22 protein-coding genes are annotated in these 26,467 nt (G+C 70.3%); 8 read left to right on the forward strand and 14 right to left on the reverse strand.

The features are described from left to right. The first annotated feature begins 45 nt into the window (after nt 1-45). The 5 genes from Tchl_RS08125 (at nt 46) to Tchl_RS08145 (ending at nt 5,585) form a co-directional block, all read left to right on the forward strand. Complete coding sequence (locus Tchl_RS08125) at nt 46-402, forward strand: hypothetical protein (protein ID WP_075147963.1); 357 nt, start codon at nt 46-48, stop codon at nt 400-402. After that, complete coding sequence (locus Tchl_RS08130; RefSeq protein ID WP_232311701.1) at nt 399-737, forward strand: hypothetical protein; 339 nt, start codon at nt 399-401, stop codon at nt 735-737. The genes Tchl_RS08125 and Tchl_RS08130 overlap by 4 nt, the downstream gene beginning before the upstream one ends. Then, a complete protein-coding gene (locus tag Tchl_RS08135) occupies nt 730-1,071 on the forward strand; it encodes a hypothetical protein (RefSeq protein ID WP_075147964.1) in 342 nt (113 codons plus the stop codon). Before Tchl_RS08130 ends, Tchl_RS08135 begins: the two co-directional genes overlap by 8 nt. Further along, nucleotides 1,068-3,206 carry a heavy metal translocating P-type ATPase gene (locus Tchl_RS08140; RefSeq protein ID WP_075147965.1) on the forward strand — a complete coding sequence of 713 codons (2,139 nt, stop codon included), beginning with the start codon at nt 1,068-1,070 and terminating at the stop codon, nt 3,204-3,206. Before Tchl_RS08135 ends, Tchl_RS08140 begins: the two co-directional genes overlap by 4 nt. A 258-nt stretch (nt 3,207-3,464) precedes the next feature. Continuing rightward, nucleotides 3,465-5,585, forward strand: a complete 2,121-nt coding sequence (locus Tchl_RS08145; RefSeq protein ID WP_075147966.1) for a TonB-dependent siderophore receptor — start codon at nt 3,465-3,467, stop codon at nt 5,583-5,585. Between the two features lie 94 nt (nt 5,586-5,679). Here Tchl_RS08145 and Tchl_RS08150 read toward each other — a convergent pair whose 3' ends face one another. The 10 genes from Tchl_RS08150 to Tchl_RS08190 form a co-directional block, all read right to left on the reverse strand. Next, nucleotides 5,680-6,108: an HMA2 domain-containing protein gene (locus tag Tchl_RS08150; RefSeq protein WP_075147967.1), complete on the reverse strand. Its 429-nt coding sequence runs from the start codon at nt 6,106-6,108 to the stop codon at nt 5,680-5,682. Nucleotides 6,109-6,198: 90 nt separating this feature from the next. Then, entirely contained in the window at nt 6,199-6,519 is a 321-nt protein-coding gene (locus Tchl_RS17950) for a DUF3325 family protein (protein WP_075147968.1), read from the reverse strand. A gap of 79 nt (nt 6,520-6,598) precedes the next feature. Then, entirely contained in the window at nt 6,599-8,158 is a 1,560-nt protein-coding gene (locus Tchl_RS08160) for a PepSY-associated TM helix domain-containing protein (protein WP_075147969.1), read from the reverse strand. Nucleotides 8,159-8,161: 3 nt separating this feature from the next. After that, on the reverse strand, nt 8,162-8,488 hold the full coding sequence (locus tag Tchl_RS08165) for a hypothetical protein (RefSeq protein ID WP_146060774.1): 327 nt from the start codon (nt 8,486-8,488) through the stop codon (nt 8,162-8,164). Between the two features lie 5 nt (nt 8,489-8,493). Further along, nucleotides 8,494-8,652, reverse strand: coding sequence for a hypothetical protein (locus Tchl_RS17735; protein WP_157110113.1), 159 nt, complete (start codon nt 8,650-8,652; stop codon nt 8,494-8,496). 158 nt (nt 8,653-8,810) lie between these two features. Further along, nucleotides 8,811-11,204 (reverse strand): TonB-dependent siderophore receptor, encoded by a 2,394-nt coding sequence (locus Tchl_RS08170; protein WP_075147971.1) that lies wholly within the window; start codon nt 11,202-11,204, stop codon nt 8,811-8,813. Nucleotides 11,205-11,328: 124 nt separating this feature from the next. Continuing rightward, entirely contained in the window at nt 11,329-12,342 is a 1,014-nt protein-coding gene (locus Tchl_RS08175; RefSeq protein ID WP_075147972.1) for a FecR family protein, read from the reverse strand. Further along, on the reverse strand, nt 12,332-12,835 hold the full coding sequence (locus tag Tchl_RS08180; protein ID WP_075147973.1) for a sigma-70 family RNA polymerase sigma factor: 504 nt from the start codon (nt 12,833-12,835) through the stop codon (nt 12,332-12,334). The genes Tchl_RS08175 and Tchl_RS08180 overlap by 11 nt, the downstream gene beginning before the upstream one ends. Before the next feature lie 221 nt (nt 12,836-13,056). Then, nucleotides 13,057-14,475: a solute carrier family 23 protein gene (locus Tchl_RS08185; RefSeq protein WP_075147974.1), complete on the reverse strand. Its 1,419-nt coding sequence runs from the start codon at nt 14,473-14,475 to the stop codon at nt 13,057-13,059. A gap of 91 nt (nt 14,476-14,566) precedes the next feature. Continuing rightward, complete coding sequence (locus Tchl_RS08190) at nt 14,567-16,207, reverse strand: acyl-CoA synthetase (RefSeq protein ID WP_075147975.1); 1,641 nt, start codon at nt 16,205-16,207, stop codon at nt 14,567-14,569. Nucleotides 16,208-16,416: 209 nt separating this feature from the next. On the opposite strand from Tchl_RS08190, the gene Tchl_RS08195 reads away from it, so the two are divergent. From Tchl_RS08195 to Tchl_RS08205, 3 genes are all read left to right on the forward strand, one after another. After that, nucleotides 16,417-17,982, forward strand: a complete 1,566-nt coding sequence (locus Tchl_RS08195) for an ATP-binding protein (protein ID WP_075147976.1) — start codon at nt 16,417-16,419, stop codon at nt 17,980-17,982. A gap of 76 nt (nt 17,983-18,058) precedes the next feature. Continuing rightward, nucleotides 18,059-18,772 (forward strand): response regulator transcription factor, encoded by a 714-nt coding sequence (locus Tchl_RS08200; protein WP_075147977.1) that lies wholly within the window; start codon nt 18,059-18,061, stop codon nt 18,770-18,772. A 136-nt stretch (nt 18,773-18,908) separates the two neighbouring features. Continuing rightward, a complete protein-coding gene (locus tag Tchl_RS08205) occupies nt 18,909-19,283 on the forward strand; it encodes a DUF6746 family protein (RefSeq protein ID WP_075147978.1) in 375 nt (124 codons plus the stop codon). Nucleotides 19,284-19,420: 137 nt separating this feature from the next. Here Tchl_RS08205 and Tchl_RS08210 read toward each other — a convergent pair whose 3' ends face one another. From Tchl_RS08210 to Tchl_RS08225, 4 genes are all read right to left on the reverse strand, one after another. Beyond that, entirely contained in the window at nt 19,421-21,538 is a 2,118-nt protein-coding gene (locus tag Tchl_RS08210) for a TonB-dependent receptor family protein (protein ID WP_075147979.1), read from the reverse strand. A 193-nt stretch (nt 21,539-21,731) separates the two neighbouring features. Then, complete coding sequence (locus tag Tchl_RS08215; RefSeq protein ID WP_232311702.1) at nt 21,732-23,186, reverse strand: efflux transporter outer membrane subunit; 1,455 nt, start codon at nt 23,184-23,186, stop codon at nt 21,732-21,734. Beyond that, nucleotides 23,183-25,156, reverse strand: coding sequence for a MacB family efflux pump subunit (locus Tchl_RS08220; RefSeq protein ID WP_075147980.1), 1,974 nt, complete (start codon nt 25,154-25,156; stop codon nt 23,183-23,185). The genes Tchl_RS08215 and Tchl_RS08220 overlap by 4 nt, the downstream gene beginning before the upstream one ends. Further along, a complete protein-coding gene (locus tag Tchl_RS08225; protein WP_075147981.1) occupies nt 25,153-26,448 on the reverse strand; it encodes an efflux RND transporter periplasmic adaptor subunit in 1,296 nt (431 codons plus the stop codon). Before Tchl_RS08225 ends, Tchl_RS08220 begins: the two co-directional genes overlap by 4 nt. Nucleotides 26,449-26,467 lie beyond the last annotated feature (19 nt).

The following is a 26,467-nucleotide window of genomic DNA, read 5'->3' on the forward strand; positions in this document are numbered from 1 at the left end:
GTCCGTTCACGCGCAGTGCCGGCCCTGCGCACCAGGAGAACCGAGATGTTTCCGCTTCTACCGTTTGCCGCCGGCGTGCTCGCCGGCGCAGTCGCGCTGCGGCTGCTGAAGACCGAGCGCACCCGCTCGGGCCTGGAGAAGGCCCAGGACCGCCTGCGCGACGCCACCGTGTCGGGCCTGGAGGCGATCGAGCACGCCTCTGCCCGCGCCCGCGAAAAGCTCGCCTCCACCCCGGAGGAGACGGCGGAGCGGGGGCGCGAGGCCGCAGGCTCACCCGCAGCCGCTGCACAGGCCGCGGGCGAGGCGTCCGCCCCGCCCGCGCGCAAGCCTGCGCCGCGCAGGCGCAAGCCGAAGGCGCCGGCGGCCCGCAGCGCAGCGCCCGGCGAGGAGAATCCGTCTTGAAGGCGGCGCGGGCGGGCGTGGCGGTGCGCGCGCAGGGGCGTGAGCGCAGGCGCGGAGAGAGCGATTTCGTCCGCGGTTTCGTCGCCAGCGCCTGCCTGTCGGCGTTCCAGGACAGCGCCGGCGAACTGGCGGCGGGGCAGTTCCGGCGCGTGCTGCGCCACGGCCTGCAGGGCGGTGCGGCGCTGACCGCAGGCACGCGGGCGGCGGTGGACCTCCGCCGCGGCGACTATACCGGCGCGCTGGTGGCGGCGGCGGCGGGAGCGGCCGGGGTATTGCTGATCGAAAAACTGCTGGGCGACGCGGTGAGCCCGGCCAAGGAGGATCGAAATGGCTAAGAAGCACAAGAAAAAGCACGCCTGCCGGCAGTCCGGCGGCAGTTGTCGCGGGGACGCGGGTGATGCAGGCGGGCAGGCTGCGGGCGACTGGGAGCGCGGGCTGCTCGACGGCATGCCGGCGTTTCTGCGCGCGCGCAAAAGCGAGCAGTTCCTGCTCGGTGCCCTGATCGGCGCCGCCGCCGCCTGGGTCCTGAGCGACGAGGAACTGCGCGCCAGGTTGATCAAGGGGGGGATGAAGCTGTATTCGAACCTGGCTGGCGGCTTCGAGGAAATGAAGGAGCAGATGGCCGACATCCGCGCCGAGGTCGCGGCGGAGCACCAAGAGGAGGCATGATGGCGCGCTGGTTCGCCAGCCTCGACGTGGTGCACCAGGTGCGCGGCCGGGTGCGTCTGCGCTATCGCTGCGATGCCGGCGTGCGGCTGCAGGCGCGCGCGGTGCAGCGGGCGGTGGAAGGACTGCACGGCGTGCGCCGGGCGCGGCTCAACCCCCAGGCGCGCGCGCTGATCATCGAGTTCGCCGCCGACCGGACCGGGGTCGAGCAGCTGGTCGCCGCGGTGAGCGCACTGTCGCCTGCTGCCGTCCCCGCGATCGCGCCGAAGCCCCTCGCCGATGGCGATGCCGCCCGCCTCGGCGCGGTGGCGCTGAGCGCGGCGAACCTGCTCGCCGGGCGCGCGCTCGGTGCCGGCCTGCAGGCGCCGATGGCGCTGGGGGTGGCGGTGCCGCTGCTCGGCGAGGCGGTCGACGACTTCCTCCAGCAAGGAGTCACCTCGCACGTACTCGAAGCGCTCGCGGTGGCGATCTCGATCGGGCGGCGCGACTACCTCGCCGCCAACACCACCTCCTTCCTGCTCGCGCTCGGCGAGTATCTCGAGTACTCCATCCAGCGCCGCTCGGACGATCTGCTCAAGCATCTGCTGGAGCCGGCGAGCGGCGAGGTGTGGGTCGAGCGCGGTGGAGTCGAGGCGCTCGTCGATGCCGCCGAGTTGCGCATGGGCGACACCGTGATCGCGGCCGCCGGGACGGTGGTCCCGGTCGATGGCACGGTGCTCGGCGGCGAGGCGATGGTCAACGAGGCGACGATGACCGGCGAGAGCGTGCCGGTCGCCCGCCGCCGCGGCGACCGCGTGCTGTCGGGCACGGTGGTCGCCGAGGGGCGCCTGCGCATCTACGCCGAGCACGTCGGCGCGCAGGCCGCGGCGGCGCGTATCGCTGATTTCGTCGAGCGCTCGCTCGCGGCCAAGAGCCGCACCCAGCTCGAAGCCTCGCGCATGGCCGACCGCCTGGTGCCGATGGTGCTCGGGCTGGCGGTGGGCACCTGGGCGCTGACCCGCGACTGGCGGCGGGTGGCGGCGGTGCTGCAGGCCGACTACTCGTGCGCGCTCAAGCTGTCCACGCCGGTGGCGTTCAAGGCCGCGATGTACCGCGCCGGCCGTGCCGGGATGCTGGTGAAGGGGGCGGATGCGCTCGAGCGCCTGGCCGAGGCCGATACCTTCGTCTTCGACAAGACCGGCACGCTCACCAGCGGCCACCTCGAAGTCACCGATTCGGTGGCGTTCCGGCCGGATTTTTCTTCCGCCGACCTGATCAACCTCGCCGCTTCGGTCGAAGAGCACTACTTCCATCCGCTTGCGCTGGCAGTGGTCGAGGCCTCACGCCGACTCGATAAGCCGCGCCACTTCGACCACAAGGAAGTCGAGTTCATCGTCGCCCACGGCGTGGCCAGCGTGATCGATGGCAAGCGCATCGTGGTCGGCTCGCGCCACTTTGTCGAGGACGACGAAGGCATCGACCTCGCTGCCCACGGGGCGCTGATCGAGCGCCTCCACGAAGAGGGCAAGACCCTGCTCTACATCGGCTTCGGCGGCGAGCCGCTGGGCGTGCTCGCGCTGCGCGACAGCCTCCGCGGCAACAGCGCCGACACCGTGCACCGCCTGCGCCGGCTGGGGGTGAAGCGGGTGCTGATGCTCACCGGCGACCACCCGGCGCGTGCCGCGGCGATGGCCGGGGCGCTTGGCCTGGACGGCTTTCACGCCGGCCTGCTGCCGCACGATAAGGCCCGGCTGCTGCAGGAACTGGCCGACGATGGGGCCCAGGTCGCCTTCATCGGCGACGGCGTCAACGACGCCCCCGCGCTCAGCGGCGCCCATGTCGGGATCTCGATGCACCAGGGCGCGGACATCGCCCGCCTCGCCTCGGACATCGCCCTGCTCGAGGACGACATCGCCCGCGTCGCCGACGCACGCGCGCTGGCACTGGCCACCGGCCGGCTGGTCAAGAGCAACTTCCGCCTCACCGTCGGGCTGAACACCGCGATCCTGTCGGCGGCCGCGCTCGGCCTGCTGAGCCCGGTGTCGGCCTCGTTGCTGCACAACGGCAGCACGATCGCGATCCTGCTGCGGGCGCTGCTCGGGGCCGGGCTGCCGCGGGCGCCACGCGGGAACGAAGGGCGCGCCGCCGGGCGCCGCTAGCATCGCCGCGGGCGGCCGGGGAGTAAGCGGCACAGGAGGGCGCGCTGGCCATGTCAGCAATGAGTCAAGTAATGCGAATTGTTATTATTTTGATACAATGACCGAACGGTTGCGAGGGCCAGTCCCGGCGCCGTCCCGTCCGATCGGCGGGGCGGTGCTTACCCAACGGCTGGAATGTCGTCCAGGCAAAGCACCAGATGCCTCGTGCAGCGGCGGTTGCCGCTCCGGGTTCTTTCCCTTTCCGACCATTCCGCGACCATGTCTTCCAGCCAAGCCTTTTCCTGCCCAACCTTTACCCCCCTTCCCAAATCCTCCCCCCTGATCCTGGCGCTGGCTTCTGCCGGCCTGATCGCCGCCGCCCCGGCAGCCGCGGCCGAACAACAACTCGACGAAGTGCGGGTCCATGCCGAGCGCGGCGGCAGCTTCACCGGCAATGCGATCCAGGTCGGCACCTTCCGCGATCTCGATCCCCTCGACGTGCCCCTGACCAACAACCTGGTGACGCGCGAAGTGCTCGACGCGCAGGGCGCCCGTACCCTGCACGGGGCGCTACGCAACACCGCGGGCGTTGCCCACGCCCAGATCGGCAATGCCACCTACGACAACATCTCGATCCGCGGTCTGCTCGTCGATAACCAGCGCAACTACCGCCTCAACGGCTCGCTGCCGATCGTCAACCTGATCGACACCCCGCTCGAGAACAAGGAGCGGGTCGAAGTGCTCAAGGGCGCGGCCTCGCTGTACTACGGCCTGGTGCCGCCGTCGGGCATCGTCAACCTGGTGACCAAGCGCCCGGCGGACAAGCCGGTGACGACGCTCAACACGTCGGTGAATGAGCATGGCGGCGCCGACGCCCACCTCGATTTCAGCCGCCGCTACGGCGACGGCGGCGACAAGGGCATCCGCCTCAACGTTGCCGCCGGCCGCCAGGAAGTGGGACTGGAAAACTACGACGGCGAGCGCAGCCTGTTCGCCCTTGCCCACGACTGGCGGATCAACAGCGCGGTCAATTTCCGCGTCGACATCGAGCACTACCGCAAGGACGTCAGCGAGCCCGCCGCCATCCTGTTCAAGCCGGGGATGCGGCTGCCCGACCCGGTGGACAACCGCCTGAACCATGCCGGTGAATGGCAGCGCTACGACGCCAAAGCGACCAACGTGCTGGCGCGTACCGACATCACTCTGTCCGAGGCGTGGATGCTCACCCTGGAGGCGGGGCAGGCCGAAACCGAGCGCGACCGCAATTTTTCCACGTTCAACTTCGCCGATCCGGCCACCGGCGACGGCACCCTGAACATCTTCTACGTCCGCGACCAGGCGTTCAAGAACCGCAATGCGCGCGGCGAACTGGTCGGCAGCCTGACGACCGGCCCGGTGACGCACGAGCTGACCTTCGGCGCCACCACCAACACCCGCACTTCGCGTGGTGAAACGGCGCCTGCGGTGACCGGCATCGCGCAGAACTACTTCGATCCGCGCAACATCGAGCGGATCGCCGCCGGCACCTGGAAGGCGCTGACGCCGGCCCGCATCACCGACCGCGGGGTGTACGCCTTCGACCGGATGAGCTTCGGCGAACACTGGCAGGTGCTCGCCGGCGTGCGCTGGGGGCGCTACCGCAGCGAGGCCGGCACCGCCAAGCCCTACGAGGTAACGAGCGATTCGCCCAACCTGTCGGTAATCTACAAGCTCAATCCGAACCTGAGCTTCTACGGCAGCTACCTGGAGGCGCTGGAAGAGACCGGGGTGGCGGGGGCGCAGTACGCCAATGCCGGTGAAGTGCTCGAGCCGGCGGTCAACAAGCAGAAGGAAATCGGCGTCAAGGCCCGGCTCGGCTCGGGAATGATGCTGCAGGCCGCGTATTTCGACATCGAGCGACCGCAGACCACCAAAGACGCCGCCAACCGCTTCGTGATCGGCGGCCGCAGCGATTACCGCGGGATCGAGCTGTCGGCCGGCGGCGACCTCGGCCGCGACTGGTCGGTGCTGGCCTCGGCCCTGTTCATGGATGCCGAGATCGTCCGCGTCGGGCCGGCCAACGCCGCCCAGCTCGGCAACACGCCGCAGAACACGGCGAAGCGGACCTTCAGCCTGTTCGCCGAATACCGGGTGCCGGGGGTGCCGGGGTGGTCGCTCAACGGCGGCCTCTACCACGTCGGCGAGCGTGCGGTGAACAACCTCGAGCAGGCCCATGTGCCGTCCTACACCACGGTCTCGCTGGGCACCCGCTACGCGACCAAATGGGGCGCCACCCCGGTCAAGCTGCAGGCCAACCTGGACAACGCCACCGACCGCGACTACTGGCTCGGGACCGGCGACAACTACCTCGCCGCCGGCCTGCCGCGCACCCTGCGCGTGGCGGCCAGCTTCGAGTTCTGATCGGTCTGGAGGCCGGCGGCGCCGGCCCCGCGTGCGGTGGCGCTCGTTTGCGCCCGGGCCGCGGCCCGGGCCGCAGCGCCCTGTGCGCAGGCGCTCAGCGCAGGAGGTGGCGCCGATGCACCGTCAGGTGCACGAGCAAGGCGGCGACGAACAGGCTGCCGGTCGCTGCGTGCCAGCGCTTGTGGCCGGTGGCGGCGAAGGCGAGCGAAGCGGCCAGGCTGCCGAGCATGCCGACCTTGGCATAACGGTTGATCTGCATCCGGGTCGAACGCGGTCCGCCGGCGTAGTGACGCGCGACCTCCGCATCGGTCAGCGCTTCGACTTCGGCTTCGAACTCGGTGGCTTCGACCGCGGCCGCATCGTAGATCAGCACCAGGCTGCCCGCCTTCGGATTGGGGGTGACCGAGTGGACGGCGTCGAGGCGCCCGAGTGCCGCGGCCAGCGCGGCCAGGCGTTCGATGCTGCGCAGCGGCTTGCCGCGGATGCGGATGCGTCCGGGGAGGGCGGAAACGATGTGGGTCATGGCGGCGGTCGCTCGAAATGCGCTGTCGAGGATTGTACGCCCGGGGCGGGTGTCGTGCCCGCCCGTCCGGCGCCGCTCATCGTGGGGTACTTACCGGGCGCGGCGTCCGATGGCGGCCACACAGCCGAGCAGGCGCGGCTGCCAGCTCAGCGTGAAGGCGACGGCGAATGCGCCGGCGCTCAGCAGCAGCAGCGCGAGCAGGGCGCCGAAGGCGGGGCCGTCGCCGAGCACGGTGAGGACGGCGGTGAGCACGAGCAGGGCGCTGCCGAGCGCGCGCGGCGGGCCGGGCCGGAATGCACGGTCGTCCGCCTGCCCGCCTGCTGCCTGGCGGTGGACCGGTTGCGTGAGTGCCAGCAGGGCCCAGCCGAGATAGCTGGCGGCGAACGCGGCGGCGAGCAGGATCGCGCTCACTGGACGACCCTCCTGTCGCTGCGCGACTTCCTCCCCGGGGGCGGTGAGCGCTGCCCTTTTGGCGGCCGTGCGGGCGCGTTCATGCCGTCTCTTCGCCGCGGGTGGTGGGGGCGGTGCGCCGCTGCGCCCTCCGCCCCAGGCGGTGCGCTGCCCACGAGGCGGCAAGGGCGGTCGCCAGCAGCAGGGTATCGACGCCGGCAACGGCCTGCGAGGCGGCCGCCAGCGACTGCCCGAGGTGGGCGCCGGTGCCGATCCAGTTCAGGGCGACGGCGCCGAGCGCGAGTGTCGCGATGGTGGCGCATTGTTCGCGCCAGGCATGCCTTCCCCGCCAGCGCGCGTGCGCCAGCATGAGCGCCCAGGCGGCGAAGAATGCCTGCATCTCCAGCGTGGCACGCCCGTCGATGGCGGCCGGCAGCAGGCGGTTGGCGAGCAGGAAGGCGAGCGTGGCGGCGACCAGGCCGGTGCTCGAGGCGGTGGTCAGCGCCTCGACGAGCTGGAAGCCGGCGCCCTGCGCCACGCCCGCGCGCCGGCGCCGGGCTTCGAGCCAGAACAGCAGGCCGGAGGCGATCATCACGCAGCCGCCCAGCCCGCCGGCGAAGTACAGCCAGCGCAGGCTCCAGTGCTCGAACTGGATGAAGTGCAAGCCGGTGAGGAAGCGCTGCACCCCGACCGCGCCCTGCGCCCGATGCTGGTGAAGCACTTCGCCGCTGGCGGCGTCGAAATAGAGGATGTCGAGGTTCATCGTGACTTCTTCGGCGAATGTGCGCCGGATTTCGACGTAGGACGCCGCATCGCCGGCGTGCCGGACGCGCACGAAATAGGGACGCCCGCCGTCCCAGGCCGCCTGCGCGCGCGCCAGCATGGCATCGACCGAGGCCAGCGTGCCCGGCCGCCCTGCCGGCGGGCGCGACCACTTGCCCATCGCCTCGCGCTCGAACGCCTCCCGGGCCTGGGTGCCGGCGTGCGCGTAGGCGGCCTGGTAGGCGCTCGGGAAATAGATCGTGAACAGGATCGCCAGGCCCGACAGCGCCATCGTGAAGTGGAACGGCAGCGCCAGCACGCCGCTGAGGTTGTGGATATCGAGGGTCGCGCGCGGCAGGGCGCGGGCCGGGCGGAAGACGAAGAAGTCCGCCAGCAGGCGACGGTGGATCAGCACCCCGGAAACCAGCAGCACCAGCACCGCCATTCCGGCCAGGCCGACGATCCAGTAGCCGAGGTTGTAGGCGCGCAGGTGGAGGCGGAAGTGGAGCGGAAAGAAGAAGCCGCTCGCGCCTTCGCTGGCGGCACCTTCGAGCACCGCGCCGGTGCGTGGATCGAGGTGCCGGCGCAGCGCCCGGCCGGCGTCATCGGCATGACGCAGGGTATGGACCGGGGTGCGCGCCGAGGGCAGGACCACGCTCCAGGTCGTGCCGTACGGTGCCAGGCGCTGCGCCACCGGCAGCACGGTCTGGTCGAACGAGGGCAGCGGTGCCGTCGCCACCGACGGTGGCAGCCGCGTTTCCGGCATCATCCAGCGGTCGATCTCGCGGTCGAACACCGACAGGGTGCCCATCCAGAAGATCAGCAGCAGCACACCGCCCAGCACCACGCCGGCCCAGGTGTGGAGGGCGCTCATCGACTGGCGCGCGTGCGGGCTCATCGATCAGCTCCCGCTTGCCGGCGGCACTGCCAGCCATGCCGCGAGCAGGGCGCAGGCGGCGGTGGTGGCACCGAGAACAGTGCCGACGCGGGTGAGCGGTGCGGTGAAACCCCACAGCAGCACGGCGAGGTAGAGCGGAAAGCCACTCAGTGCCGCCGCTACCGCGGCCTGTCCGCGGGGGATGCCGGCGAGCGCCAGCAAGGCCGCGAGCAATGCCACCGCTGCGGCGGTGCAGGCGTAGCCGCCACCGACCGCGGCGAGCACGCGCACGGCGATCGCGCCATGCCGCCGCGCAGCCATCGCTGCCCGGAGAGGGCGTATTCGCGTCATGTTGCTCAAACGTCCCCCTGATAGCCGACGGTCACCGCGCGCCCGCGGACGGTGACGGCTTCAAGCGCGGCCGCGCCCTGCGCCGCGGCAGGCAGGGCGCGGCCGGCGAGCAGGGCGGCGGCGAGGGGGTGGCGGCGGGATGGGCATCTGCGGGGGCAAGGCATCGATCACTCTCCATGGGCTCATAGGCTGGCTGAGAGCATGGCGCCCCTGGCTGGCGGGTGTGCGTGCTGCAGGCACGGGAAGTGGAGCCTGTAGCACGTGCGAGAGTGTACTTGATACCCATTCGCATTCGCAAATATGGCTGAGCCCTGCGCCAGCGCTAGAAGCGCAGGCGTGCGCTCAGCTGGATGCTGCGTGGTGCGCCGGGAGCGTTGAGGTTGTTGCTCGCGCCGTGGCCGGAGACGAAATACTCCTTGTCGGCCAGGTTCTTCAGGTTCAGGGCGAGCTCGTAGCCCTTGGCCTCGTAGCGCAGCATCGCGTCGGCGGTGACGTAGGACGGCAGCGTCACCAAGTTGTCGGGGGCCGCGTAACGGTCGCCGACGTAGCGCAGGCCGCCGCCGAGGTGGAAGCCGCCGCCCAGCTCGTGCACCAGCCACAGGTTGGCGCTATTGAGCGGCGTCAGCGCGGCGCGCGTGCCTTCCAGGGCGACGCCGTTCTGGACTGCCACCGAGCGCGTGACGCGCGTGTCGAGATGGGCATAGCCCGCCGACAACTGCCAGCGCGGCGCGATCTCGCCCGCCACGGCGAGTTCGAGGCCGCGCGTGCGCTGGGTGCCGACCGCGACCAGCGCCTTGCTGAGCGGGTCGACGGCCTTGATCCCGCGGCGCTCGAGTTCGAACAGCGCGGCGGTCGCCGACAGCCGGCCATCGAAGAAGTCGAGCTTGGTGCCGACTTCGAGGTTGGTCGTCTCCTCGGGGGCCATGTCGGCCTGGGCGGCGGAGAATGCGAGCGTCTCGCCCGAGGGCTGGAAGGAGCGGCTCCACGACAGGTACCACGACTGCCAGTCGCTGGGCTGGAAGACGAGGCCGGCGCGCGGGCTCCATTCGCGGTCGGTGCGCTCGCGGTCGGGCTGGCCGGCGAGGCGGTCGTCGACTTCCTGGCGGAAGCTGTCGTGGCGCAGGCCGAGCAGCGTCTTCCAGCGCGGCGACAGGGTCACCAGATCCTGCACGTAGGCGCTGACGACTTCCATCGAGGTCAGGTTGTCGTTGGCGAGCACCGGGCGGCCGAAGGCGGCAAGCGCCGGCTGGTGCGGCGCGAAGAGATCCACCGTGGGGCGCACGTTCCAGTTCCACGACTGGAAGTCCTTCTTCTGGCGGCCCAGTTCGAGGCCGTACAGCAGCTGGTGGCGCATGCCGGCGGCGGTGAGTTCCTGGGTGAGTTCGAGCTGGTTGAACCAGCCCTTGTCGTCGCGGTCGGTGGCGCCGTGGAACAGGCTCGCGGTGCGTGCCGCCTCGTTGACGGTGGCGGCGAAGGTGTTCTGGCGGTCCAGCCGATAGGTGTAGGTGCCGAAGTGGTTGCGCAGCGCGAAGCGGTCGTCGATGCGGTGCTCGAGGGTGAGGCGTGCGGCGTCGACGCGGGCCTCGGAGTAGTCGTCGCGGCGGGCGTCGGCGGTGCCGTAGTAGGTGTCGTCCGAAACCTTCACCGGGCGCCCGCGGAAGGCCGGAATGCCCATGTCGGTGATGCGCTGGTCGCGCAGCGTTTCGGCCTGGATGAGGAGGCGGGTGTCGGCCGAAAGCTGCAGCGCAAGCGAGGGGGCGAAGGCTTCGCGCTCGAGGAAGCCTTCGTCGCGGAAGCTGTCGGCGCGCTCGATGGCGGCGGTGAGGCGGAAGTCCGCGGACTCGCCGAGGGCGCCGCCGAGGTCGACGCTGCCGCGCCGCTGGTCCCAGCTGCCGAGCACCAGGCTCAGTTCGCGTACCGGGTCGGGGCCGGGCCTCTTGGTGATGCGGTTGACGATGCCACCCGACGAGCCGCGGCCGTAGAGGACGGCTGCCGGCCCCTTGACCACCTCGATGCGATCGACGTTGGAGAGGTCGCGGTAGTACAGGCCGTCGTCGCGCAGGCCGTCCACGTACTGATCGCCGATGGCGTCGAAGCCGCGGATATAGACCTGGTCACGCTGGCCGTCGCCGATGTGGAAGGAGACGCCCGGCACGTTCTGCAGGGTGTCCTGCAGGGACTGCGCGGCCTGGTCCGCGATCAGCGCTGCGGTGACGACGTTGACCGTCTGCGGGATGTCGCGCAGCGGCGCATCGATGCGGGTGGCGCTGGTCGCCGCCGCGGCCTGGTAGGCGGCGGTGGGCGAGGCGGCGAGGACGCGCACTTCGGGCAGTTGCTGGGGCGAGGCGGCCGTGGTGCTGCGGGGGCGGATCACCGCCGCGCCGCCCTCGATCGAGAGGCCGAGGCCGCTGCCGGCGAGCGCGCGGCGCAGTGCCGTCTCGGCGTTCATGCGCCCGTTCACGGCGGGAGCGCGCTGGTCGGCGACGAGGCCGCCATCGACGACGACGGTGAGGCCGGCTTCGCGCGCGATGCGGTTCAAGGTCGCCGCGAGCGGGCCGGCGGGCAGGTTGTAGTCGCGCTCGGTGGCGGCGGCTTGCGCCGAGGGTGCGGCGACGGCCGGGGCGAGGGCGACGGCGCCGGTGCCGAGCACCAGTGCGGCGAGCAGCGGGCGCAGCAGCGGGCGGGCGGCGGGGCGGGGGGGAGCGGTTCGATACATGGGCAAAACTCCTGGCGGATGAAAGCTTCTTGCCTGGTGTGCCGAACGAGAACTGAAAAGTGACAGGGGGCAGGACAAAAAAAGCGCAAAAAATACCGCCACCCCCCGCCGGGCGCGCGCGGGTTCAGGCGGCGGGGGCGAGGGTCAGCCACCACGGGCCGCGGCGGAGCAGTCTCAGGCCGAGGCCGTCGGCGAGCGCCTGCAGCGCGAGCTCGGTGTCGTCGAGGGAGAAGGTGCCGGTGACGCGCAGGTTCGCCACCGCGGCGTCGACGCCGACGTGGCCCGGGCGGTGGCGGCCGAGTTCGGCGACGACCTCGGCGAGCGGCGCGTCCTCGACCACCAGCATGCCGTCGCGCCAGGCATCGGCGTCGGCCGGCGCGGGGGCGGCGGGGTCGACGCCGTCGGCGTGCACCAGCGCGCGCTCGCCATCGCCGATCCGCTGTTCGTCGGTCCGTCGCGCCGGCCGGGCAGCGACCGCCGAGTGCACGACCGTGAGCAGGGTGCCGTGTTCGAGCTTGCGCACCACGAAGCGGGTGCCGAGCGCGCGCAGCGCGCCGTCGGCGGTGAGGACGACGAAGGGGCGGGTTTCGGCCGCAGTGTGGGCGGTCTCGACGAGGATCTCGCCGGCGGTCAGGTGCAGCGCGCGGCGCTCGGCGTCGAAGGCGAGGTCGACGGCGCTGCGCGTGTTCAGGTAGAGCCGGCTGCCATCGGGGAGCGCGAACTGGCGGCGCTCGCCGGTGGCCGTGCCGTGGTCGGCCAGCCGCGCCGCCAGCGGCATCTGCAGTTCGAGCGTGGCCAGGCCGGCACCGGTGAGCAGTACGCCGGCGAGCACCGCCGCGGCCGTGCGGCGGCGCCGGTTGCGCGGTGCGCGCAGCAGTGCGGCGCGCAGCGGGGGCGCCTGCAGCGGGCGCAGGCCGCCGTCGAGGGCACACAGCTGGCGCCACGCGCGGCGGTGTTCGGGGTCGGCTTCGAGCCAGGCGCTGAAGGCGGCGCGCACCGCCGCCGGGGCCGCTCCCGCGTCGAGCTCGAGCTGCCAGGCGATGGCGGCGTCGAGCACCTGCGCCGCCACCGGTGCATCGTCGCCGGGCCGGGCGTGCGCGGTGGCCCCCGGGCGCGCCCGCTCTTCCTCAGCCGGCATAGCGCTGCGCATAGCAGTGGCGTGCGGCGGTGCTCAGGTACTGGCGCACGCGCGACACCGAGACGCCGAGCAGGGCGGCGATCTCGGCATGGGCGAGGCCGTCGAGGCGGCTGTACAGGTAGGCGGCGCGCACCTTGGGGGCGAGGCCGTCGAGCAGGCGGTCGATGGCGCGCAAGGTGTCGACGGCGATGGCGAGATCCTCTGCCGAGGGCTGCACCGCTTCGGGCCGCGCGGCCAGCTCGGCGAGGTAGGCGCGCTCGAGGTCGCGCCGGCGCAGGTGGTCCACGAGCAGGCCGTGGGCGAGAGTCGCGAGGTAGGCGCGCGGCTCGCGGGGGTGGTCGCGGTCGGCCCGCAGCAGCACGCGGACGAAGGTGTCCTGGGCCAGGTCGCCGGCGTCGTGGGGGCAGCCGAGCCGGCGCCGCAGCCAGTTCAGCAGCCAGCCGCGGTGGGCGTGGTAGAGCTCGGCGACGGTGGGGCTGGGGGACACACTCACGGGAGCCTCCGGAAGATGGACGGGGCGAACCCCGCAATCGGGCTGGCTGACCGGATGGCGCGCGAACGCTGTGCGCAGATGGGGCGCGGTCCGAGGCTCGGTGTGGCTGGCATTCATTGAGAACAATTCTTATTGTCTCGTTTCATGCCGGTGCCGTCAATCGAAGCCTGCCGGCGCCGCCCGGCCTCGCGGGCTGGGCGGCGCCTGGCGTGCCTGCAGGCTCAGCGCACCTGCGCCACGCCGTGGCGGTCGCCGGCTTCGATTGCGGCGGTGTCGTCGCCGATGATGCTGAGGTCTTCCTTCGCGCGCTGGGCGGCGTTGGGGCGCTCGATCAGCCAGTACAGCACGAGGCCGATCGCCACCGCGTAGACCGTGGCCTTGGGGTCGGGCATCGCCAGGGTGACCGCGACGATGCCGGCGACGCCGCGCTCGGTGGAGCTCTTCAGCTCTTCCATGCCGACCATGATGCAGATGTAGGCGGTCAGCACCAGGGTGAGCGACAGCGCGATCGGCAGCACCGGCTTGAACACCGACACCAGCGGCAGGATGAAGATTGCGATCAGGCCGGTGATCCAGAACGTGCCGCCGCCGGAGTAGATCGAGTCCATCGCCTTGCGCCCGAGCGCGTAACGCTCGGCCACGGTGGCGTGGGCTGCGGTCCATAGCGGGCCGGCCAGCCCTGGCCAGGGTGCGAGCAGGGCGTGGAGGCCGTTGCGCAGCGCGGTGACCAGGTGCACGCGGGTGACGTCGAGCTCGATCTTCTCGTCCGGGCGCAGGTGGTCGACGCGCCTGCACAGGGTGAAGCCGACCAGGATGTCGCCGAAGGCGATGACGTAGGCGATGATCGCGGTGGGAATCGCGAGCAGGAACATGTCCGCGTCCGGCATTCCGGTGTCGAATACCAGGTAGTTCATCATCAGGCCGAAGTCGGGCGAGGTGATCCCCCACTGGATGTCGGGCAGGGCGTACTCGCCCACCGTCCAGCCGATGATCATGGCGACGAACATGCCCGGGATCATGCCGAAGTTGGAGATGATCTTGGCGAGCCTGCTGGTCTCGACGACGTGCTTGAACGACAGCGAGAACAGGATGTAGGCCGAGACGATGGAGCCGATCAGCAGCGACACCGGCGTGGTGTCGATGCGTCCGCCGGTCTTCAGCTCGCCCATCATCGCCGCGATGCCGGCGCCGATGATGATCCCCGACTTGAGCGAGTTGGGAATGATCCTCACCAGCTTGTTGCCGAGGCCGGTCAGACCGAGGATCAGGAAGATGACGAACACTTCGAGCTGGAGCGCGAACATCGCCTTCACCGCTTCCGGCCCGGGCTCGAACGCCTGCAGGTAGAGCAGCACCACCGGAATCGCCGGGGTGATCCAGCCCGGCACCAGGGGCACGCCCATCAGCGCCGGCAGCAGGTAGCCGATGCCGGCGACGACGCAGAAGGCGAGCGCGGCTTCATACGGCATGCCGAGGTATTTCATCAGCAGCGGGATCATCCCCAGGCTGACGACGAACATGAACAGCCCTTGCACCATCTCGGGAAATTCCCAGCGGTAGTGGATGAAGGGCAGGCGGATCTTGAACGGGCCGAGCGCCCAGAACGGGTGCTCGGCGCCATGCTGGCGCGAAAGGGCCATGGTTGGGTTTCCTGTGTTGTTTTGGTTGGGGAAAACAGCGGCGCGCCGGCAGCGCTCCTCATCCGCCGGTGGGCCGTCGGTGGCGCCGCGCCTACTCGATGGCGGAGGCCGACCTGGCCAGCTCGCGCAGGGCGAACTTCTGGATCTTGCCGGTCGAGGTCTTGGGCAAAACGCAGAACTCGATGTGCCTGGGGACCTTGTAGCGCGCCAGGTGGGCGCGGCAGTGGGCGATGATGTCGTCGGCGGTGATGCCGGCGCCGTCCTTGACTTCGATGTAGGCGGCGGGCACTTCGCCCCACTTGGGGTCGGGGCGGGCGACGACCGCGGCGGTGAGCACCGCAGGGTGACGGTAGAGCACGTCTTCGACTTCGAGCGAGGAGATGTTCTCGCCGCCGGAGATGATCACGTCCTTGGAGCGGTCCTTGATCTTGACGTAGCCGTCGGGCTGCAGCACGCCCAGGTCGCCGGTGTGGAACCAGCCGCCGGCGAAGGCTTCGGCGGTGGCCTTGGCGTTCTTCAGGTAGCCCTTCATCACCAGGTTGCCGCGGAACATGATCTCGCCCAGAGTCTCGCCGTCGGCCGGCACCGGCGCCATCGTCAGCGGGTCGAGCACGGTGATCGCTTCCTGCATGTGGTAGCGCACGCCCTGGCGGCCGTTGCGTTCGGCGCGGCGGTCGATCGGCAGTTCGTTCCACTCCGGGTGCTTGGCGCACACCGCAGCGGGGCCGTAGGTTTCGGTCAGTCCATAGACGTGGGTGATGTCGAAGCCGATGCGCTCGGCGCCCTCGATGATCGCCGCCGGCGGCGCGGCGCCGGCGACCAGCGCGGCGACGCTGTGCTCGATGCCCGCGCGCAGGCCGTCGGGGGCGTTGATCAGCATCCCGTAGACGATCGGCGCGCCGCACAGGTGGCTGACCTTGTGGCGGCGGATGAGCTCGAAGATCAGCGCCGGGTCGACCTTGCGCAGGCAGACATTGACCCCGGCGGTGGCCGCCACCGTCCACGGGAAGCACCAGCCGTTGCAGTGGAACATCGGCAGCGTCCACAGGTACACCGCGTGCGGCGGCATGCCCCAGCTGACGATGTTGGAGGTGGCGTTCAGATATGCGCCGCGGTGATGGTAGACCACCCCCTTGGGGTTGCCGGTGGTGCCCGAAGTGTAGTTGAGCGCGATCGCGTCCCACTCGTCGGGCGGCAGCTGCCAGGCGAAGGCGGGGTCGCCGGCGGCGAGGAAGTCCTCGTATTCGACCGTGCCGACGCGCTCGGTGCCCGGGTATTCGGGGTCCAGCGCGTCGATCACGAGCGGCGCGGCGGCGCCGAGCAGGGCGAGCGCGGCGCGCACCGGGGCGGCAAACTCGGGGTCGGTGATCAGCACCTTCGCTTCGCCGTGCCCGAGCATGAAGGCGAGCGCCTCGGCGTCGAGGCGGGTGTTCAGGGTGTTGAGCACGGCGCCGCTCATCGGCACGCCGAAGTGGGCTTCGACCATCGCCGGCACGTTGGGCAGCATCACTGCCACGGTGTCGCCGCGGCCCACGCCGTGGGCGACCAGTGCGCTCGCCAGGCGGCGGCAGCGGCGGTAGGTCTCGCTCCAGGTGAAGCGGCGCGTGCCGTGGATCACGCTGGTGCGCTGCGGATACACCGCGGCGCTGCGCTCGATGAAGCTGAGCGGCGACAGTGCCACGTAGTTGGCCGGATTCTTGTCCAGTCCTTGTTCGTAGGCGTGTTTCGACATCCTCTCCACTCCCATCATGTCAAACGGGTTTTCGATCGGGTCGGGGAGGGCGCAGCGGCACCCGGCTCCATACCCATCAGTATGGAGAATGGCAAACAATCGTGTCGCCAGTTGCGCCGCAATGTACGCAATCTTGTCCGGCGCTTGCCGCAGGCGGGGGGCGCTCTAGAATGAAGCGTTTTGCAGCGGTGAAGCGGGGGCCTCGGGCAGTGGAAGCAAACAATTCAGTACCGCGCCGGGACGGGGCGCCGGCGCTCGATCCGAGCGAGCTGCGCCTGCGCCAGATCACCGACACGATTCCGGCCCACATCGGTTATTTCGACCGCCACTGGGTGTACCGCTACGGCAACCGGCGCTATGCGCAGTGGTTCGGCACCACCAGCGCGGGGATGAAAGACCGGCCGATTCCCGAGGTGATCGGCCCCGCGGTGTTCGCCCAGGTCGAAGGCCATGTGCGGCGTGCGCTCGCCGGGGAGGAGGTGACCTACGAATACAGCATGCCCGGCGCCGACGGCGAGGCGTTGTTCGCGCGCAGCACGCTGGTGCCCGACTTCGGCCCCGACGGCGAGGTCAAGGGCTGCTACGTCCATGCGGTCGACATCACCGAGGCGAGGCGCACTCACCGCGCGCTGGCGCAGGCACAGAAGATGGAAGCGATCGGCCAGCTCACCGGCGGGTTGGCGCACGACTTCAACAACATGCTGACCGTGGTCATGGGCAACCTCCACGGCCTGCTCGAAGCGCTCGGCGGGCGCGCCGACGGGGCGGCGCTGGCGGCCGAGTACGTCGAGCCGGCGCTCGCCGCCGCCGAAGGCGGGGCGGGCCTGGTCCGGCGCCTGCTGGCCTTTTCCCGCCAGCAGCCGATTGCGCCGCTGCCGGTCGAGGTCAACGAGCTGGTGCTCGGCATGGCGCGGCTGATCCGGCGCTCGCTGCCGGGGTCGGTGTCGATCTCGACCGCTTCGCGCGAGGCCGGCCTGGTGGCGCTGGTCGACCCCAACCAGCTCGAAAGCGCGCTGCTGAACCTCGCCCTCAACGCCCGCGATGCGATGCCCAACGGCGGCGAGCTGCGCATCGAGTGCGCCCAGGAGACGCTCGACGAAGCGGCCGCCGCCGATCTCGACGTGGCCGCGGGGCGCTATGTGCGGATCGCCGTCAGCGACAACGGCACCGGCATGGACGGCCTCACCCTGGCACGCGTGTTCGAGCCCTTCTTCACCACCAAGAAGTTCGGCATGGGCAGCGGCCTGGGGCTGGCGATGGTGTATGGCTTCATCAAGCAGTCGGGCGGCGGGGTGCGCGTGCGCAGCCGCCAGGCGGTGGGGACGACGGTGTGCCTGCTGCTGCCCCGGGTGGCGGCCGCGCCCGCCGTGTCTGGCGCACCGCCGGCGGCCGCGGTGACCGACGCCGGCCTGCTCGAAGGCCGCCTGGTGCTGCTGGTGGAGGACGACGACAAGGTCCGCGACGTGGTGCGCAAGCAGCTTGCGACACTGGGCGCTGCGGTGCTGGAAGCGGAAAACGGCCACGAGGCCGCCGACATGGTCGAGAATATCCCCGCGATCGGCCTCGTGCTGTCCGACATCGTCATGCCGGGCGGGATGGACGGGCGTGCGCTGGCGCGCTTCGTGCGACGCTTCCGCCCCGAAATTCCGGTGGTGCTGATGAGCGGCTACGCCGAGCGGACCGGAGCGGGGCGCGAGGATGCCGCCCTGCCGGTGCTCGACAAGCCTTTCAGTCAGGCGGCGCTGGTCGCGGCGCTGCGCGGCGCGCTCGGCTGAGCGCGGGCGCAGTGCCGGCACTTCTGCACGGGCCGGGCGGTGCTGCCGCGGGCCCCTCCGAGGACCTCTATCCGGCATGAACGACAAGCCTTCCGCCCTGATCCACGTGGTCGAAGACGATGCCGCGGTGGCGCGCCTGATCGCTGCCGCGCTCGAGCGCTACGGCTTTCGCCATGCGTGCTTCGGCCGCGGTGGCGATTTCCTGCGCCAGCTGCGGGTGCAGGCGCCGGATCTGGCCATCCTCGATCTCGGCCTGCCCGACATGGACGGGATGGACGTGCTGCAGCAGCTGCGCGGCCGTCATCGCTTCGGCCTGCTGATCGTCACCGGGCGCGACGACACCCACGACCGCGTGATGGGGCTGGAGCTGGGGGCCGACGACTACGTGGTGAAGCCCTTCGAGCCGCGCGAACTGATTGCCCGCGTGCGCAGCATCCTGCGCCGCTATCAGCCGCTGGCGGCGGGCGAGGCCGAGGCGCCGCGGGCGGCGAGCTTCGCCGGCTGGCGCTTCGAGTGCGCGACCCAGCGCCTGATTTCGCCCGCGGGCGGGGAAGAGACCCTGAGCCTGGCCGAAGCGCAGCTGCTGACCGCCTTCCTCGAACGTCCCAACCAGATCCTGTCGCGCGAACAGCTGCTTGCCGGGCGCGACGTGTGCGCCCTCGACCGCAGCATCGACCTGCGCGTGTCGCGCCTGCGCAAGCGCTTCGAGCAGGGCGGGCACAGCGGCAAGTTCATCAAGACGGTGTATGGCGCGGGCTATCTGCTGGCGGCTCCGGTGAGCTGGTGCTGAGTGGCCGGGCTTCACCTTGACAGGGCGTCAAAAAGAAATAGAGTTGCGAATTGTTCGCGATAATGGGTCGCGCCGCGGATCGGCGCCGCAGGGCCCGGATGCGCGTGCCACCTCCCCGTTCCGAAAAGGAAGACAGATGAAAAAACTGATTGCCGCCGGCCTTGTCGCCGCGCTCGGCCTCGTCTCCACGCTGCCGGTGGCGGCAGCCGAAGACGGCGGCCACTTCAAGGGCAAGCCGGCGGAAACCCTGACGCAGGCCGCGGCCAATTTTTCCGAGTACAACCACAAGCTGCAGGCCATTCTCGATGGCGAAGTCAGCGATTCCGACCTGGCCGAGGTGCACATCCTCACCTATACGCTGGAAAACGCGCTGAAGAAGATCAACGCGGACATGGACGCCCTCGCCGACACGCTCGAAGCGGTGCATAAGGCGTCCGAGAAGCTCGACCGCGCGGCGGTGATCGAGCGCGGGCGCGAGTACCTGTCGGTGTCCCGCCAGATCGTCAAGTAAGCCGAAGCGGTAACGGGGCGCGCCCGGCGGGCGCACCCAGCATGAAAAAAGCGCCTTTCGGCGCTTTTTTCATGCTCGCCCCGCAGCGGGCTTGCGGACCCGGCGCACGGCGTGTCCGCGCCGCGCGCCGGAAGAGATCAGAAGCTGTACTTGGCCCCGATCTCGTAGCTGCGCTCGGGGCCGACGTAGATGCCCTGGCGCAGGCTGGCGATGTAGTGCTCGTCGGCGAGGTTCTTCACCGCACCGAACACGCTCAGCTGCTTGTTGATGGTGTAGCTCGCGGTCAGGTCGGCGGTGGTGTAGGCGTCCATCTTGCCGGTGAAGAAGCCGGAGGTGTTTTCCTTCAGCGCCCGCGAGTTGGTGGCGTCGGTGTATTGCTCATCGACGTAGTTGATGCTCAAGGCCGTCTTCAGCGGCCCGGACTTGTAGCCCAGGATCAGGTTGGCGACCCATTCCGGGGTGTAGGTGACGCGGTTGCCATCGGGAATGTCGAGGCTGCCGTTCGCCTTGTAGCGGTTGCCGACGAACTCGGCGTCCGGAATGTAGGTGGCGTTGGCGTCGATGCTGAAGCCGCGGCCGAAGTCGTAGCCGATCGCCGCTTCCAGGCCCTGGTGTAGGGTTTCGCCGCCGTTGGTGGTCTGGAACAGCGAATTGCTGTTGGCGGGGATGATCTGGTTGTCGAAGTCCATGCGGAAGGCGGTGACTTCGTAACGCAGCCGCGCGTTGCTGCCGCGCACGCCGATCTCGACGTTGACCGAGCGCTCGGCGTCGAGCTGCTGGTCCGACAGCCCGTTCAGCGCATCGCCGTTGAGCGCCGGCGAGAACGCTTTGTAGACGCCGCCGTAGAGCTGCGCCATCGGCGCGAGCTGGAAGGTGGCGCCGATCCCGGGCATGACCTCGGTATTGGAGGTGTCGGCCTTGTTGCCCTGGGCTGCGGTCTTGCGCCGGTCCTTGCGGGTCTGTTCGTAGTTCTCGATGCGCACCCCCGGGGTGACCGCGAGGCGGTCGTTGATGATGAAGCGGTTCTGTGCGAACAAGGCGTAGCTCTTGGCGGCATCGACCACGTCCTTCGCGATCGTGCCGGTGCGCGGCGTGGCGCGCGTGGCCTGGATGGTCTGGTCGACCATCTCCTCGTCCATGAAGCGGATCCCGAGCTCGGTCTCGTTGCGCATGCCGAAGCTGTTGTGGGCGATGTTGAGCCGGCTATCGATGCCGAAGCGGTCGAAGGAGCGGTTGTTGCCATTGACGCTGTCGCTGTAGTTCCACTGCGTCAGGCCATTCACGATCTTGGTCGGCGCATCCTTGACCGTGCCGAAGCGCCAGTAGTCGCGGAACATCTCGCTCCAGTACACCAGGGTGCTCAGCGTGGTGTCGGCGTTGATGGTCCATTCATGGTTGATGTCGAACGAGCGGCGCTCGGTCAGGAACCAGTCGTCGGGCGCGGGGTTGAAGCCGGCTTCGGCGCGGTAGGCGTCGAGGAAGACGCCGCGGTAGGAGATGTTGGCGTCGTTTTCGTAGTTGGTGAACTTGACCCCGATCCACTGCTTGTCGCCGAGCGCCATGCCGCCCTTGACCATCAGGTCCTGCATCTCGAAATCCTTGTCCTGGAAGCCGTCGCTGCGCGCGCCGGTAAACACCAGGCCGCCGATCGCCTCGCCGGAGGGCGACTGGCCACCCGCCTCGAGGGTCGCTTCGCGGTAGCCGTGCGAGCCGATGCGCCCGGACACCGACACCCCCGGTGCGGGGGTCTTGGTCTTGTAGTTGATCACGCCGCCGATGGTGCTCGGGCCGTAGCGCAGCGAGGCTGCACCCTTGAGCACTTCGATGCTCTCCATGCGCTGGATGCGCGGGTTGTAATAGCGGGCATTGCCGACGAACAGGCCTGGTGCGACCGGAACCCCGTCTTCGAGGATCAGCGTCTTGTAGTCGGCGGCGCTCAGGCCGCGCATGCCGATGTTGCCGACGATGGCGCTTTCTTCCTCGGGCTTGATGACGATGCCGGGCACGCTCTTGAGCGCGGCCTCGGTGGACAGGGGCTGGGACTGCTCGAGATCTTCCTTGGTGACGATATTGACCGCCCCGGGGATCTTCTTGACCGCCTCGGCATCGCTGCCGACGACGTCGATGCGGGGCAGCTGGACCTCGGCCGCGGTGGCGAGCGCGGACAGCTGGAAGGTGGCGGCGACGGCGAGCGTGAGTCGCGTCAGGCGCAGCGGGGAATGGAGCGTGCTAGCTGGTGAAGTCTTGCAATTCATCAGTCGGTCCTTGCGGCATGAATCTGGCTGGCTTGCCGCAAGGACGCGACTGGCTGGCTGGTGGGGAGGAAGTGGGCGTCCAGCGCCCGGGTACGAGAACGGCTTTCTCGGGGCAATTATACAGCGGTGTTACAAATGACAACTATTTTCATTAACTTTGTTGGATTGTTGCAACACCTCGCCCGAGCGGGCCTCACCCCCCGGCCTGCCAGCCGCCGCCCAATGCCCGGTAGAGGTCGACCGCGCCGCTCAGCCGCGCCAGGCGCAGCTGCACGAGCTGGTCCTGCGCGGCGAACAGCGCGCGCTGGGCGTCGAGCACGGCGAGCAGGCCGTCGGCACCTTCGCGGTAGCGCAGTTCCGACAGGCGCAGGCTGCGCCGGGCTTCGGTGAGGATCTCGCGCTGGGCGCTTTCCTGGCGGGCATCGCGGGCCGTGTTGGCGAGGGCGTCCTCGACTTCCTTGAGTGCGGTGAGGACTGTCTGCCGATGGGCTTCGACCAGTTCGCGCTGGCGCGAGCGCTGGATGTCGACGTCGGCGGCAAGGCGGCCGCCGTCGAAGATCGTCTGCAGCAGCGCAGCCGACAGCGACAGCACGCTGTTGCGCCCGGCCAGCGCCAGCAGCTCGGCGCTGCTGGTGGCGGCGCCGGCCGTCAGGCTGATCGCGGGCAGCAGCGCGGCGCGTGCCGCGGCGAGGTTGGCGGCGGCGGCGGCAAGCGCGGCTTCGTTCGCGGCGATGTCGGGGCGGCGCAGCAGCAGCTCCGAAGGCAGCCCGGCATCGATGACGGGGACGTGCAGCTCGGCGAGGCGCGCGCCGGCGGCGAAGCCGGTCTGCGGCGGGTGCCCGAGCAGGATGGCGAGCGCCGAGCGGGTTTGGCGCAACGAGACTTCGAGCGGCTCGATCGCCTTGCGCTGGGCGAGCACGGTGCTGCGCTGCTGGCTCAGATCGAGCGCGGAGGCAGCGCCGTGGTCGTAGCGCGCCTGGACGACGCGCAGCACGCGCTCGGCGATCGCCAGGTTCTGACGTGCGATGTCGACGCGCTCTGCCAGCGTCAGGCCCTGGAACCACAGGGTGGCGACGTTGGCCGCCATCGACAGGCGTGCAGCCTTGTGATCGAAGCGGGTCGCGGCGAGGCTGGCGCGGCTGGCGTCGCGGGTGGCGGCCAGCCGCCCCCACAGGTCGATCTCGTAGCGGGCGTTGAGGCTGGCGCTGGTGGACGCGGATTCGTCACCTTCGGCATTGTGGACACCGCTGCCGCCGCCCAGCGCCAGCGAGGGCAGCAGCGAGGCGCCGGCCTGGCGCAGCGCCAGCTCGGCCTGCACGACGCGCTCGGCCTGGATCCGCAGGTCGGGGGCGGAGAGCATCGCCTCGGCGACCAGCGCATCGAGTTGCGGCGAGCCGAAGCCCTGCCACCAGGTGTCGGCAATGCTTGACGCGGCGCTGGCTGACGGCTCGCTCCATGCGGCGGGCAGGGCAATGTCGGGGCGCACGAGCGGCTCGGTGACGGCGCAGCCGCCGAGGATGCTCGCGGCCAGCAGGCCGAGGGCGAGGCGGCGGGTCGGGCGCGGACGCTTTGTGGCAAGGGCGTGGATGGAAAGGGGCCGGGGCTGCGGTGGGGGAGGCGTGAGCATGTTGGGGAGACGCGGTTTCATTCCGAGGCGAGGGCGACCACCGGGTCGAGGCGGGCGGCCTTGCGCGCGGGCAGGTAGCCGAACACCAGGCCGGTGAGGAAGGCGCAGCTGAAGGCGAGCACCACCGGCGCGAGCGAATACTGCACCGCGGTGCCGAAGCGCGCGATGATCGCCGCGCTGCCGAGGCCGACGACGACGCCGATCAGCCCGCCGACGGCGGACACCACCAGGGCCTCGATCAGGAACTGCTGCAGGATGTTCTTCATGCGTGCGCCGGTGGCCATGCGGATGCCGATCTCGCGGGTGCGCTCGGTGACCGACACCAGCATGATGTTCATCACCCCGATGCCGCCGACCAGCAGCGAGATCGCCGCCACCGTGCCGAGCAGGATCGTGAGCGTGTTCTGCGTCTCCGACACGGTGTCGATCACCGAGGCCATGTTGCGGATCTGGAAGTCCTCGACGCCGTGGCGCGCCAGCAACAGGCTGCTCACCTCGGCCTGGGTGTCGTCGATGCGGGCGACGTCCTCCACGGCGACGGTGACGTTGCGCAAAAAGCGCTGGCCGGTGATGCGCAGGCTGCCGGTGGTGTAGGGGACGAAGACGATGTCGTCCTGGTCCTGGCCCCAGGGGGTGGCGCCCTTCGGGGTCATCGTGCCGACGACCTGGAAGGGGATGTTGTTGACCAGCACGAACTGGCCGACCGCATCGCCGGCGGGAAACAGCGCCCCGGCCACGGTCTGGCCGAGCACGGCGACGGTGGCGTAGCGCGCCTCGTCCTCGGCGCTGAAGAAGGTGCCGCTGGCGGGCGCCCAGTTGCGCGCGAGAACGTAGTCCGCCGAGGTGCCGTTGACGCTGCTGCGGTGGTCGGTGTTGCCCGCGCGCAGGGTGATCGTGCCGCCCTGCTCGGGCACCGAGGCGAGCACGTTGGGCAGGGTTGCGATCGCGCGCACGTCCTCGATCACCAGCGTCGCCGGGGCATCGCGGCCGCGGGTGTTGGGCGCGCCGGGGCGCACGGTGAGGAGGTTGGTGCCCATCGCGCTGACCTGGTCGATGACTTTCTGCTTCGAGCCGTCGCCGATTGCGAGCATGGCGATCACCGAAGCCACGCCGATGACGATGCCGAGCAGGGTGAGGGTGGTGCGGAACAGGTTCGCGCGCAGCGCACGCAGGGCGCTGCGGGTGGCTTCGAGGACGTCGGACAGGGGCGAGGTCCGGTCGATGTGCGGGGCGAAGTCGGGCTCGGGGCCGGGCGGCGGGTGCGGGCCGGGATCGGCGACGATGCGCCCGTCGCGGATCTCGATGATGCGGCTGGCCTGCTCGGCGACCTCGCGCTCGTGGGTGATGAGGATGATCGTGTGGCCGGCCGCGGACAGTTCGCCGAGCAGCTTCATGACGTCGGCGCCGCTCTTGCTGTCGAGCGCGCCGGTGGGTTCGTCGGCGAGGATGATGCGCCCGCCGTTCATCAGCGCGCGCGCGATCGACACGCGCTGCTGCTGGCCGCCGGAGAGCTGGCCGGGGCGGTGCGCGCTGCGCTCGGCCAGGCCCAGGGTGGCGAGCAGGTGTTCGGCGCGGGCGTGGCGCTCGGTGCGCGGCATGCCCGAGTAGATCGCCGGCACTTCGACGTTGTCGCGCGCGCTGGCGCCGCCGATCAGGTTGTAGCTCTGGAACACGAAGCCGAAGGCTTCGCGGCGCAGGCGGGCGAGGCGGTCGCGGTCGAAGCCGGCGACGTCCTCGCCCATGAAGCGGTAGTGGCCGGCGGTGGGCCGGTCGAGGCAGCCGAGGATGTTCATCAGCGTGGACTTGCCCGAGCCCGAGGCGCCGACGATGGCGACGAACTCGCCGGGGTAGATGGCGAGGTCGATGCCGTGCAGCACGCGGGTCTCGATCTCGCCGTTGACGAAGCTGCGGGTGATGCCGGAGAGCTCGATCAGCGGCGTCGGTGCCGGGGCCGGTGCGTGCGCGGCGGCGGGAAGGGGTTCGCGCTTCATAGTCGGGGCGTCCTTTGCGGACGGCTGCCGGCGGCGCCGACGGCCAGCCCGGAGACCACGCGCTCGCCTTCTGCCAGGCCCGACAGCACCTGGGCCTGGACGCGGTTGGAAACGCCGAGTTCGATGCTGCGCTCTTCGAGTGTGCCTTGTGCGCCGACGACCTTGACCGTGCCTTTGGCCGGTGTGGCGGGCGGGGCGGCGGCGCCCGGGCGGGGTGCGCTTCCCTGGCCGCGGCCCGGGCCGCCGGTACTGCCGTTGGTGCGCGCGCCGGCCTGGGCTGGGCGTGGGGCGCCCTGGGCGAGCGCCGCCATCGGGATCAGCAGCGCATCCTCGGCCTGGGCGACGACGAAGAAGACCTGTGCGGTCATCTGCGTCATCAGCCGGCCGTCGGCGTTGGGGACGTCGAACAAGGCGTTGTAGAGCACGACGTTGTTGGTCACGGTGGGGGTCGGCTCGATCTTTTCCAGGGTGCCGTACCAGCGCTTGCCGCTGCCGCCGAGGGTGGTGAAGTAGGCCTCCATGCCCAGTTTCAGGCGGCCGATGTCCGCTTCCGAGACCTGGGTCTGCACCGTCATCGTGCTCAGGTCGGCGATGCGCATCACCACCGGCGCCTGCTGGTTGGTGTTCAGGGTCTGGCCCTGGCGGGCGGTGATCGACACCACCGTGCCCTTCATCGGCGACAGGATGCGGGCGTACTGGAGGTTGGCTTGGTCGGCGCGCAGGGTCGATTCGATCTGCTCGATCTGCGCGTGCAAGGCCTCGAGCTGGGCGGCGGCCGACTGCGCCGTGGCTTCGGCGGTCTGCAGGCTTTCCGCGGTGGTGGCGTCCTCGGCCATCAGCGCCTGCTGGCGGCGCAACTGGATGCGGGCGAGCGCGAGCTGGGCTTCACGGTCCTTGAGCTGGGCACGCAGGTTGTTCAACTGGGCGCGGGAGGCGTCCACCCGGGCGCGGTAGACGGTGGGATCGATGTCGGCGAGTGGCTGGCCTTCCTCGACTTCGCTGCCCACGTCGACGTGGATCTTGTCGAGCTGGCCCGAGACCTGGGCGCCGACATCGACGTAGTCGCGCGGCTGCAGGGTGCCGGTGGCGGTGACCACGTCCTCCACCGTGCCGCGCTGGACGCTGGCGAACTGGTAGGCGGCGAGCGGTTCGCGCTCACCGAAGAGCTGTGACCAGGCCAGCCAGGCGATGGCGGCCAGGGCTGCGGCGGCACCCGCCAGCAGTGCCCGGCGCCAGCGCGGTGGGGCAGGGCGGGAAGAGGGGGGCCGGGAGGGGGCGGGGACGGTGTTCATCGTGGTCCGGAGTGGGTGC

Origin of the sequence: Thauera chlorobenzoica (genome assembly GCF_001922305.1) — a bacterium.
In the GTDB taxonomy this organism is placed as follows: domain Bacteria; phylum Pseudomonadota; class Gammaproteobacteria; order Burkholderiales; family Rhodocyclaceae; genus Thauera; species Thauera chlorobenzoica.